The 13476-nt window shown below is 74.1% G+C and carries 1 protein-coding gene; it reads right to left on the bottom strand.

The genetic code is table 11. From position 1 onward, the window contains the following. Positions 1–23: 23 nt before the first annotated feature. Positions 24–13476 (bottom strand): SDR family NAD(P)-dependent oxidoreductase (locus ACZ7LS_RS36325; RefSeq protein WP_471066434.1); only part of this gene is annotated, 13453 nt, incomplete at its 5' end.

Raw genomic sequence — 13476 nt, 5'->3', positions numbered from 1 at the left:
GGGCCGGTGGTGCGGCTCGGACGTCAGATGCCGAGGTCCTTGTCGAAGTAGTCGAAGATCTCGTCGTCGGACGAGGACAGCAGCGCGTCCTCGATGCCCGCGGCGCCGGCCGCGTCCGCGCCGCCGGTGTGCGCGGTGAGCACCGCCCGCAGCTTGGTACGCATCCGGTCGAGGTCCTCCTGGCCGGGGGCCAGTTCCAGCAGCAGCGCCTCCAGGCCGTCGATCTGCTTCAGCAGCCGGTCCGCCGTCGACTCCGGTTCGGGAAGGATCTGCTCACCCAGGTACTGCGCGAGCACCACGGTGTTCGGATAGTCGAAGACGAGCGTGGTGGGCAGCTTCAGGCCGGTCAGCCCGCCCAGCCGGTTGCGCAGCTCCACCGCGATCAGCGAGTCGAAGCCCAGCTCGGAGAACGCCTTGTCCGGGTCCAGCGCGCTCGTCGTGGCGTGGCCGAGCACGGCGGCGACCTCACCGCCCACCATGTCCACCAGCGCCTGCCGCTGCTCGTCCGGCTCCATGCTGAGCAGCCGCCCCAGCAGCGCCGGCCCGAAGCCGCCGCCCGCGTCCGCCGCCACCGACGACGACGACGCGGTACGCCGTGCGGCGGGCACCAGGGAACGGAACAGGGGCGGAACCGGCCCCCCGCCGCCCGCCGCGAGGTCGAGCCGCATCGGCAGCAGCACCGCGTCCCCGGTCCGCCCCGCCGTGTCGAACAGCGCCATGCCCTCGGCGGTCTCCAGGGCCAGGACGCCGCCGCGCGCCATGCGGGAGCGGTCGGCCTCGCTCAGCGCGGCGGTCATGCCGCTGGCCTGGGCCCAGGCACCCCACGCCAGCGACTGGCCCGGCAGCCCGGCCGCCTGCCGCAGCTGCGCCAGCGCGTCCAGGAAGGCGTTCGCCGCCGCGTAGTTGCCCTGGCCGGGCGAGCCGACCACCCCGGCCGCGGACGAGAACATCACGAACTCCTCCAGGTCCAGGTCCCGGGTGAGTTCATGCAGGTTCCACGCCCCGTCGACCTTCGGGGACAGCACGGTGTCCAGCCGCTGCGGGGTCAGCGACGCGAGGACGCCGTCGTCGATGACCCCGGCGACGTGCACGACGGCCGACAGCGGATGCTCCCCCTCCGCGAGTCCGGCCACGAGCCGCGCGAGCGCCTCGCGGTCCGCCGCGTCACAGGCCACGATCCGCGCGTCCGCGCCGAGTTCGACCAGCTCCGCCAGGAGCCGCTGCGCCCCCGGGGCGTCGGGACCGCGACGCGAGGCCAGCACCAGCCGGCGCGCCCCCCGCTCCAGGAACAGGTGCTTGGCCAGCTCCCCGCCGAGCGTTCCGGTGCCGCCGGTGAGCAGGACCGTCCCGCCGGCCGGCAGCGGCCCGGCGGCCGCGGACTCCCGCGGCGCACCGCCCGCGCCGGCGGACACCACCCGCGGCACGAGCAGCGCGTCGCCCCGCACCGCCACCTGGGGCTCGCCGTCCAGCAGCACCGCGGTGACCGCGTCCAGCGGAGGGTTGTGCCCGTCCAGGTCCAGCAGCGCGATCCGCTCGGGGTTCTCCGACTGCCCCGAACGCATCAGCCCCCAGAGCGCCGCACCGGCGAGATCGGCGGCACCGGTGCCGCGCCGCGTCTCCACGGCGCCCATGGTGACGAACACCAGCCGGGACGTCTCGAACCGCTCGTCCGCGAGCCACTCCTGAGCCAGCGCCAGCGCCCGCCCGGTGCTCTCGCGCACGGCCGGCGGCACATCGCCCGCCACCGGCGGGCATGGCGCGAACACCAGGTCCGGGACCGCGGCACCCGCGTCGACCGCCGCGCGCAGCGCGGCCAGATCCGCGTGCGACTCGGTGTCCGGCACCAGGCCGCCGAGGAAGACGTAGGAGGTGCCGTGCGTCGAAACGGCCGCCTCCGGCGCGGGTGTCCACTCCACCCGGAACAACGAGTCCGTACGCTTCTTCGCCCGGCGCTCGCCGATCTGCTCCTGGCTGACCGGGCGCAGCACCAGCTCGTCGATGTGGGCGACGGGCCGGCCCGCGGGGTCGGCGATGTACACGGCGACGGTGCCCTGCGCGCCGGTCGGCGTGAGCCGCAGGCGCAGCGCCGAGGCGCCGACGGCGTGCAGGGTGATCCCGTTCCACGCGAACGGAAGCACGGCCCGCTCGCCCATGGCCCCGGTGAGCCCCACCGAGTGCAGGCCCGCGTCCAGCAGCGCCGGGTGGATCCCGAACCGCTCGGCCTCGCCCCGCTGTTCCTCGGGAAGCGCCACCTCGGCCAGGACGTCGTCGCCGTCCCGCCACACCGCACGCAGTCCGCGGAAGACGGGGCCGTAGTCGAACCCGGCCTCGGCCGAGTGCTCGTAGAACCCGTCGATGTCCACCGGCTCCGCCCCCGCGGGCGGCCAGACGCTCCAGTCGGGCACCGCGCGCCGCTCGGGCTCCCGGGCCGTGAGGGTGGCCGTGGCATGCCGCAGCCAGCTGTCGTCCTCGCCCCGCGAGTGCACCGTCAGGCTCCGCCTGCCGTCACCGTCGGCCGCGCCGACGGTGAGCCGCAGGTCCACGCCGCCGTCCTCGGGCAGCACCAGCGGGGCCTGCAGGGTGAGTTCCTCGACGCCCGCGCAGCCGGTCAGGTCACCCGCGCGGATGGCGAGTTCGACGAACGCCGTGCCCGGGAAGAGGACCGAGCCCATGACCGCGTGGTCGGCGAGCCAGGGGTGGGTGCGCAGCGAGAGCCGGCCGGAGAGCAGGAAGCCGCCCGAGTCCGGCAGTTCGGCCGCCGCGCTGAGCAGCGGATGCCCGGCCGGGGTGAGTCCGGTGGTGGTGAGGTCGGTGGTGGTGTGCTGGGTGGAGGGGAGCCAGTAGTGCTGGTGTTGGAAGGGGTAGGTGGGGAGGGGTGTGGTGGGGGTGTGGGGGAGGAGGTGGTGCCAGTTGATGGGGGTGCCGTGGGTGTGGAGGGTGGTGAGGGCTTGGGTGAGGGTGTGGGGTTCGGGGTGGTTGGTGCGGGTGGTGGTGATGGTGGTGGGGGTGTGGTGGGGGAGTGCGTTGGTGATCATGGTGGCGGCGGTGCCGTCGGGGCCGAGGTCGAGGTAGTGGGTGGTGCCGAGGGTGTGGAGGGTGGTGATGCCGTGGTGGAAGCGGACGGTTTCGCGGACGTGGCGGGTCCAGTAGTGGGGGGTTTGGATGTCGGGGGTGGCTTCTTGGCCGGTGAGGTTGGAGATGATGCTGAGTTTGGGTGGGTGGTAGGTGAGGGTTTGGAGGGTTTGGTGGAATTCGTGGAGCATGCCGTCCATGTGGGGTGAGTGGAAGGCGTGGGAGACGTTGAGCCATTTGGTTTTGCGGCCCTGGTCTTCGAAGTGGGTGGTGATGGTTTCGATGTCGTGGTCGTCGCCGGCGATGACGAGGCTGGTGGGGCCGTTGATGGCGGCGATGGAGGTGTGGGGGGTGAGGTGGGGGGTGATTTCTTCTTCGGTGGCTTGGATGGCGACCATGGGGCCGCCGGGGGGTTGGGCTTGCATGAGGCGGGCGCGGGTGGTGACGAGGGTGGCGGCGTCTTCGAGGGTGAGGATGCCGGCGATGTGGGCGGCGGTGATTTCGCCGATGGAGTGGCCGATGAGGTGGTCGGGGGTGATGCCGAGGGATTCGATGAGGCGGTAGAGGGCGACTTGGTAGGCGAAGAGGGCGGGTTGGGTGTGTGCGGTGTGGTGGAGGGTGGTGTTGTCGTTGGTGAAGAGGGTGGTGGTGAGGGGTTGGTCGAGGTGGGGGTCGAGGTGGGTGCAGATTTCGTCGAAGGCGTGGGCGAAGGCGGGGTAGGTGGTGTGGAGTTCGTGTCCCATGCCGGGGCGTTGGGAGCCTTGGCCGGAGAAGACGATGGCGAGGCGGTTTTTGGTGGTGTGTGCGGTGGTGAGGTGGGGGTGGGGGGTGTTGTTGATGAGGGCGTTGAGGGTGGTGCGTAGTTGTGGGGTGGTGGTGCCGGTGAGGGCGGCGCGGTGGTCGAAGTGGGTGCGGGTGGTGGCGAGGGTGTGGGCGATGGTGTGGGGGTCGAGGTCGGGGTGGGTGTCGAGGTGGTGGGCGAGTCGGGTGGCCTGGTCGTGGAGGGCGTCGGCGGTCTTCGCGGACAGCACCCACGGCACCACCGGCAGCGTCCGTACCGGCTCCTCCCGGACCGGCTCGGGCGCCGGGGCCTGCTCCAGCACCACATGCGCGTTGGTGCCACTGATACCGAACGACGACACCGCGGCCCGCCGGGCCCGGCCGGTGTCCGTCCACTCCCGCGCTTCGGTCAGCAGCCGTACCGCTCCCGCGCTCCAGTCGACCTGGCTGGTCGGCTCGTCCACGTGCAGGGTGCGCGGCAGGACGCCGTGCCGCATCGCCTGCACCATCTTGATGACGCCGGCGACACCGGCGGCGGCCTGCGTGTGGCCGATGTTCGACTTGATGGACCCCAGGTGCAGCGGCTGGTCCTCCGGCCGGTCCTGCCCGTAGGTGGCGAGCAGCGCCTGGGCCTCGATCGGGTCGCCCAGCCGGGTCCCGGTACCGTGCGCCTCGACGGCGTCCACATCACCGGGACGCAGCCCCGCGCTGGCCAGCGCCTGGCGGATGACCCGCTGCTGCGAGGGGCCGTTGGGCGCCGTCAGACCGTTCGACGCGCCGTCCTGGTTGACCGCCGAGCCCCGCACCACCGCCAGGACCTCATGCCCGTTGCGCCGCGCGTCCGACAACCGCTCCACCAGGAGCATGCCGACACCCTCGGCGAAGCCCGTACCGTCCGCGGCCTCCGCGAACGCCTTGCACCGGGCATCGGGCGACAGACCGCGCTGCCGGGAGAAACCGACGAACGTGGCCGGCGTCGCCATCACCGTGACACCACCGGCCAGCGCCAGCGAGCACTCACCCGAACGCAGCGCCTGAACCGCCCAGTGCAGCGCCACCAGCGACGACGAACAGGCCGTGTCGACGGTGACCGCCGGACCCTCCAGCCCCAGGGCGTAGGACACCCGGCCCGAGACCACACTGCTCGTGTTGCCGGTCATCAGATGACCCTGCACCTCGTCACCCGCACCGGCGCCCCCGGACGCGTAGTCCTGGCTGATGCTGCCGACGAACACCCCGGTGCGCGAGCCGCGCAGCGAGTCCGGCGCGATCCCCGAACGCTCCAGAAGCTCCCACGAGGTCTCCAGCAGGAGCCGCTGCTGCGGGTCCATGGCCAGCGCCTCACGCGGACTGATCCCGAAGAACGCCGGATCGAAGGCGCCCGCGCCGTAGAGGAATCCGCCCTCCCGCGTGTACGACGTCCCCCGGTGGTCCGGATCCGGGTCGTAGAGCCCCTCCACGTCCCAGCCGCGGTCCGTGGGCAGCCCGCCGATCGCGTCCGTGCCCGCCGACAGCAGCTCCCACATGCCCTCGGGGTCGGTGATCCCGCCCGGGTAGCGGCAGGCCATGCCGACGATCACGACCGGGTCGTCGTCGGCCGCCGCGGCGACCGTCTGCGGCGCGGCCTCCCGCCGGGCCCCCGACACCTCCGCGTACAGGTGCTCCGCGAGCGCCACCGGCGTCGGATGGTCGAAGACCAGGGAGGACGGCAGCGCCAGCCCGGTCGCCGTACCCAGCCGGTTGCGCAGCTCCACCGCGGTCAGCGAGTCGAAGCCGACCTCCTTGAAAGCCCGGTTCTCCTCGACCGTCTCCGCGGCGGCCGCGCCGAGCACGGCCACGGCGTGCGACCGCACCAGCTCGACCAGGACATCCAGCGCGCCGGCCTCCGTCAGACCGGCCAGCCGCTCCCACAGCCCGGAGCCGGCCGCACCCGGCGCGGCCCCCGCCGCGGCGCGCCGCGCCACGGTCCCGACCACGCCGCGCAGCAGCGGCGGCAACACCCCCGCGGCGGCGTGCGCACGCAGCTGGTGGCTCTCCCAGCGGGCGGGCAGCAGCACGGACTCCGGCCGGGCCAGCGCCGCGTCGAACAGCGCGAGCCCCTGCCGGGAGGACAGCGGGACCACACCGGCCCGCGCCATCCGCGCCAGATCCGTGACCCCCAGCTCGGCGGTCAGCTCACTGGTCTGCTCCCAGAAACCCCACGCCAGGGAGTGCGCGGGCAGCCCCTGGCCACGGCGGTGCCGGGCCAGCGCGTCCAGGAACGCGTTCGCGGTCGCGTAGTTGCCCTGCCCGGCCGCGCCGAGCAGCCCCGCCATGGACGAGAACAGCACGAACACCGACAGATCCAGCTCACGCGTCAGCTCATGCAGATGCCAGGCACCGTCCGCCTTCGGCCGCAGCACCGTATCGAGCCGCTCCGGCGTCAGGGACTCCACGACCGCGTCGTCCAGAACACCCGCGAGATGCACCACCCCGGTCAGCGGCCGGTCCGCGCCGATCCCGGCCAGCACCCCGGCCAAGGCCGCACGGTCCGACACGTCGCAGGCGACGATCCGCGCCTCGGCACCCGCCGCCGCCAGCTCCTCGCGCAGCGCGGCCGCCTCCGGCGCGTCCGGCCCGCGACGGCTGGTCAGGACCAGACGGCGCACCCCGTGCGCGGCGACCAGATGCCGGGCCACCAGAGCGCCCAGCGTTCCCGTACCGCCCGTGACCAGCACCGTGCCCGCGGGATCCAGCGGCCGCGGCGCGCCGGCCGCCTCGTCGTCCGCGCCGATCACGGCCAGCCGCGGCGCGAACAACTCGCCGCCCCGCAGGGCGATCTGAGGCTCGGTGTCCAGCGGCGCGGCCGCCACCGGAGCCAGAGTGTCCGCGCCGTCGTCCAGGTCCACGAGAGCGAACCGGCCCGGGTGCTCCGACTGCGCCGAGCGGACCAGACCCCACACCGCCGCGGCGACGACATCCGGCGCGCCCGCACCGGCATCGACCGCACCGGCATCGACCGCGCCCCGCGTGACGAACACCAGGCGCGCGGACGCGAACCGGGGCTGCGCGAGCCAGGCCCGCACGGCCTCCAGCACCGCCGCACCGACCCGGCGCAGCTCCCGCGGCGCGTCCGCCTGCTCCCGGCGGGACACCTCCAGGAACACCGTGCCCGGCACCGTGCCGCTCGCGGCGGCCCCGGCGAGCGCGTCCAGATCGGCGTACGACTGCCCGCCCGGTCCGGCGAGCCCGCCGCCCACGACCGCCCAGCCGCCGCCGGCCGGGGCCGCGGCCACCGGCACCCACGCGACCCGGTGCAGGGAACCCTCCCCGTGCGCCCGGGCGCGCACCACCTCCTCGACGCCGACCGCACGCGCGCTCACCGCGTCGAACGAGGCGACCGGACGGCCCGCGCCGTCCGCCAGCTCCACCGCCGCCGGGCCGCCCCCGCCACGGGTCAGCCGCACACGCAAAGCGGTGGCACCCCGGGCGTACAGCTGAGCCCCGCGCACCATGCTGTGCACCAGCGGTTCCGTTCCCGCACCGGTGAGCCACTCGGTGTGCAGCGCTGCGTCGAGCAGCGCCGGATGCAGCGTGAACCGCTCGGCCTCCGCGTGCAGTTCCTGGCCCAGCGCCACCTCCGCGAAGACCTCCTCGTCCCGCCGCCACACAGCCCGCACGGCACGGAACGCCTCCCCGTGCTCCACACCGGAGGCGGCCAGACGCTCATACAGCGCGTCCACGTCCAGCGCCTCGGCGCGCGCGGGCGGCCAGCTCACCGCGTCGAACGACCGCTCGGCGCGGGCCGCGCCGAGCGTCGCCGCCGCGTGACGCGTCCAGCCCTCCTCCGGCGCGGCACCCTCGGGGCGGGAGAACACCTCGACCTCGCGGGTAGCGTCCTCGGCCGGAGCCGAGACGACCAGCTGCACCTGGACCCCGTCGCGCCGCCCGGCCCCGGCGCCCTCGGGCAGCACCAGCGGCGCCCGCAGGGCCAGTTCCTCGACGCGGCCGAGACCGACCTGGTCGCCCGCCCGCGCCACCAGCTCGACGAACGCGGCACCCGGCAGCACGGCACCGCCGTGCACCCGGTGCTCACCCAGCCACGGCTGGGTCCGGGGCGACAGCCGGCCGGTGAGCACCAGCGACCCCGAGTCCGGCGACGGCACCTCGGCGGCCAGCAGAGGATGATCCAGGGCGACCTGGCCCACAGACCCGGCATCGCCCGCCACCACCCGCGCCGGCAGCCAGTAATGCTGCCGCTGGAAGGCGTACGTGGGCAGCTCCACCCGCGGACCCGCGCCGAACAACGGCGCCCAGTCCACCTCGGCGCCCCGCACCTGAGCCTCCGCCAGCGCCTTGACACAGCGGTCGAGACCGCCCTCGCCCCGGCGCAGCGTCCCCACCGCGACCGCCTCCAGGCCCGACTCCTGCACGGTGTCCTGGACACCCATCATCAGCACAGGGTGCGCGGACACCTCCACGAACAGCGCGTGCCCATCGGCCAGCAGCGCCCGGGTGGCCTCCTCGAACCGCACCGTACGGCGCAGGTTACGGCTCCAGTAGCCGGCGTCCAGCTCATGCCCCGCGAGCGGGGCACCGGTCACCGTCGAGTAGAAGGCGACCGGAACATCCCGCGGCCGCAGATCCGCCAGCTGCGCGGTGAGCTCCGGCAGCAGCGCGTCCATGTGCTTGCTGTGCGACGCGCACGCCGCGTGCAGCCGGCCGCACGGGATGTCCTCGTCGTCCAGGTCCATCAGCAGATCCAGGACCGCGTCCGTGTCCCCGGACACCGACACCGACCGCGAGGTGTTCACCGCGGCGATCGCGATCCGGTCCCCGTACGGGGCGATGCGCTCCTCGGCCTCCGCCCGGCCCAGCTCCACGAAGGCCATCTCGCCCCCGCCGCCGTCACGGCGCAGCGCCCGGGAGCGCAGCGCGATGACCCGCACCCCCTCCTCCAGGGTGAGGGCGCCCGCGACCACGGCCGCGGACACCTCGCCCTGGCTGTGGCCGATGACCGCGTCCGGCACCACACCCAGCTCCCGCCAGGCCGCCGCCAGCGACACATACATGGTGAACAGGGCGGGCTGGGCGATGTCGATACGCTCCAGCGGATAGTCACACTCCGGCAGTCCGCCGCGCAGCAGCTCAAGAACCGACCAGCCGATCAGCGGCGCGAACGCCGCGTCGCACGCGGCGGCCGTGCGCGCGAACGCCCCGCTCTGCTCCAGCAGCGCGCGCCCCATGCCCGGCCACTGGCTGCCCTGGCCGGGAAAGACGAACACGGTACGGCCACTGACACCCGCCGTACCGGTCAGCACCTGGGCCGAGGCCTCGCCCGCCACCAGCGCGGCCAGCCCGGCACGCAACTCCGCCCGGTCACCGCCGACCACCACCGCGCGGTGCTCGAAGACCGTGCGCCGCGTAGCCAGGGAACGCCCCACCGCGCTCGCGGACAGCTCCTCATGGGCGTCCACATGGGCCAGCAGCCGTTCGGCCTGCGCCCGCAGAGCGCCGGACGAACGGCCCGACAGGACCCAGGGCAGCGCACCCACCGCCTCCACCCCCTGCGCGTCCCGTTCCGCCGGGGCCGCGCCGTCCACCGGGGCCGGCACCGCGGGCGCCTCCTCCAGGACGACATGGGCGTTGGTGCCGCTCACACCGAACGACGACACCGCCGCCCGGCGCGGCCCCGGCACCGGCTCCCAGGGGCGGGACTCGGTCAGCAGCCGGATCGCACCGGACGACCAGTCGACATGGCCGGTCGGCTCATCCACATGCAGCGTCGGGGGCATGACCCCGTACCGCATCGCCTGGATCATCTTGATCACACCCGCGACGCCCGCGGCGGTCTGCGTGTGCCCGATGTTCGACTTGACGGAGCCCAGATAGAGCGGCCGGTCCTCCGGCCGGTCCTGCCCGTACGTGGCGAGCAGCGCCTGCGCCTCGATCGGGTCGCCCAGCCGGGTCCCGGTACCGTGCGCCTCGACGACGTCCACATCACCGGGACGCAGCCCCGCGTTGGCCAGCGCCTGGCGGATGACCCGCTGCTGGGAAGGACCGTTGGGCGCCGTCAGACCATTGGACGCGCCGTCGGAGTTGACGGCCGTACCGCGCACCACCGCCAGGACCTCATGCCCGTTGCGCCGCGCGTCCGACAGCCGCTCCACGGCCAGCATGCCGACGCCCTCGGAGAAACCCGTACCGTCCGCGGCCTCCGCGAACGGCTTGCACCGCGCGTCCGGCGACAGCCCGTCCTGCTTGCTGAACTCGTCGAAGACCGCGGTGTTGGTCATCACCGTGACACCGCCGGCCAGCGCCAGCGAGCACTCGCCCGAACGCAGCGCCTGAACCGCCAGATGCAAGGTCACCAGCGACGACGAGCACGCCGTGTCGACGGTGAGCGCCGGCCCCTCGAAACCGAAGGTGTACGCCACACGGCCCGACATGACACTGCCGGAGACCCCGGTCATCATGTGGCCCTCGACACCGGCCCGCGCGGTGTCCGCGTCCAGGCCGTAGCCGGAGGAGGCGCCACCGACGAAGACACCGACCGACTCGCCGCGCAGCGACGCCGGCTCGACACCGGCCCGCTCCAGAGCCTCCCACGAGGTCTCCAGGAGAAGCCGCTGCTGCGGGTCCATGGCCAGCGCCTCACGCGGACTGATCCCGAAGAACGCCGGGTCGAAGTCCCCCGACTCGTACACGAACCCGCCCTCGCGGGTGTACCCGGCCCCGTCCGGGTCCCAGCCACGGTCCGTGGGGAAACCGGAGATGCCGTCACGGCCCCGCGCGACCAGGTCCCACAGCTCGTCAGGACCCGTGACATCACCGGGGAACCGGCAGGCCATGCCGACCACCACGATCGGGTCGTCACCCGTGACGGTGTTCGCCACCACGGCCCGCGCCTCCCGGGTGACATCCAGCAGCTCGTCCGCCAGCCGCCCGGCGAGCCCCCGCGGGGTCGGGAAATCGAAGACGAGCGTCGCCGGCAGCGTCAGCCCGGTGGCGGCGCTCAGCCGGTTGCGCAGGTCGACCGAGGTCAGCGAGTCGAAGCCCAGCTCCTTGAACGCGGCGTCCGCCTCCACCGCCTGCGCCCCCGCGTACCCCAGAACGGACGCGACCTGCGTCCGCACCAGATCCAGCAGCGCCTGGCGGGCGTCGTCGTCGGAAAGACCGGCCAGCCGCGTACGCAGCCCCGAGTCCCCGGCCACGGCGGCCGCCGCGGCACGCCGGGGCGCCCCGCCCGACAGGGCACGCAGCACCGGCGGCACAGCCCCGGAAGCGGCACGCTCCCGCAGCCTGCGGAAGTCCCACGCGACCGGAACGAGCGCCGCCGCCGGCGCCGCCAGCGCCGCGTCGAACAGCGCGAGCCCGTCCTCGGGCGCCAGCGGCACGATGCCCGTCTGCGCGATCCGGACGAGGTCGTTCTCCCCGACCCGCTCCAGCATCGCGTTGCGCTGGTCCCACGGCCCCCAGGCCAGGGAATGACCTGGCAGCCCCTGGGCCCTGCGGTACTGGGCGAGAGCGTCCAGGAAGACGTTCGCGGCGGCATAGTTCGCCTGCCCCGCGGCACCCAGCGTGCCCGCCAGCGACGAGAACAGCACGAACGCCGACAGGTCCAGATCCTTCGTCAGCTCGTGCAGATTCCAGCCGGCGTCCACCTTGGGACGCAGCACATCGGCCAGCCGCCGCGGCGTCAGCGCGTCCAGCACACAGTCGTCGATCACACCGGCGGAGTGGACGACCGCGGTCAGCGGATGCGCGGGATCCACACCGTCCAGCAGCGCGGCGAGCGCCTCCCGGTCGGAGACATCACACGCCTCGATCCGTACCTCCGCGCCCAGCGCGGCCAGCTCCTCACGCAGCTCCGGCGCACCCGGCGCCGCCATACCGCGCCGGCCGGCCAGCAGCAGCCGGGTGACACCGCGCGCCTCGACGAGATGCCGCGCGACGATCGCCCCGAGCCCACCGGTCGCACCGGTGACCAGGACCGTCCCCTCAGGGTTCCACGCACGCGCCTCCCCGCCCTCGACACCCTCACCGGGCACCGCGAGGGCAGGGGCGAGCCAGGCGCCCCCGCGCAGCGCGAGCTGCGGCTCCGAGGCGATCGGCGCACCGGTCAGCAGCGCGGGCCACCGCTCGGTGTCCTCCAGATCCACCAGGCCGAAGCGGCCCGGGTGTTCGGACTGCGCGGACCGCACCAGACCCCACACCGTCGAACGCGCCAGATCGGCCGGCCCGCCACCGGCGCCGACCGCCCCGCGCGTCACGAGCACCAGACGCGACGCGGCGAACCGGCCGGAGCCCACCCAGGCGTGCAGCAGCCCGAGCGCGGCCAGCGCCGCGTCATGCCCCTCACCGGCCACCGACCCACTCTGCCCGGCGGCCTCTTCGGACACCTCCGGCACATACGCGGACGCCCCGGGCACGAAGGGCGCGAACACCGTCAGCGGCACCGTACCCGTCTCGCCCGCGTGCGCCTCCAGAGCGGCGAGGTCCTCGTACTGCTCGGCCGCCCACCCCGCCGCACGCAGCGCCGCGGTGAAAGCGTCGGTGCCACGGCCCACCACGGCGCACGGCGCGGCGGTACCGGCGTCCGCGCCGGTCACCGGAGACCACTTCAGACCGTACAGAGCACCCGCCCCGGCCGCCGGGACGCTGCCCAGCTGCTGGGCGTCGATCTGACGCGACACCAGGGAACCGACCGTGGCCACCGGCTGCCCGTCAGGACCGGCCAGCTCGACCCGCACCGCACCGGAGTCCGCGGCGGACAGCCGGGCCCGCAGCGCGGTGGCCCCCACCGCGTGCAGCGTGACGTCCGACCAGGCGAACGGCATCCACGTCCTGCCCGGCTCGGCCGGCAGCGTACCGAAACCGGCGGCCTGCATGACCGCGTCGAGCAGCGCCGGATGGAGACCGAAACGCGCGGCCTCACCGTGCTGCGCCTCGGGCAGCGCGGCCTCGGCGTAGACATCGCTCCCCTCCCGCCACACGGCGGACAGCCCCTGGAAGGAGGCCCCGTAGTCGACACCGGACGCCGCGGCCCCCTCGTAGAAACCGTCCAGCGATACGGGCTCGGCGCCGGCCGGCGGCCACTGGCCGAGGGTGAAGGAGGGCGCGGGCGAGGCGGTGCCGAGCGTACCGGTGGCGTGCAGCGACCAGCCGTCCGCCGGACCGGCGTCCTCCCAGCGGGAGTAGATCTTCACACCGCGCTGCCCGTGCGCCTCCGGCTCGCCCACGACGACCTGGAGCTGGACACCGCCGTGCTCGGGGAAGCGCAGCGGCGCCTGCAGCGTGAGTTCCGCCAGGTGACCGCAGCCCACGTGGTCCCCCGCCTGGACCGCCAGCTCGACGAACGCGGTGCCGGGCAGCAGAACGGCCCCCATCACCCGGTGCTCGCCGAGCCAGCGCTGACTCCTGTACGACAGCCGGCCGGTGAGCAACGTCCCGCCCGACTCGGGCAGTTCGATCTCCGCCTTGAGCAGGGGATGCCCGGCGGCGGTGAGTCCCGCGGTGGTGACGTCGCCGGCGTTGTCGGCTGGGTCCGGCCAGTAGTGCTGGTGTTGGAAGGGGTAGGTGGGGAGGCCGGGTATGGGGGCGGTGGTCTGGCTGGGGAAGAGGTGGTGCCAGTTGGTGGGGTGG

This window comes from Streptomyces sp. NPDC039430, assembly GCF_055639435.1.
This window is presented reverse-complemented; position numbering and strand designations above follow the sequence as displayed.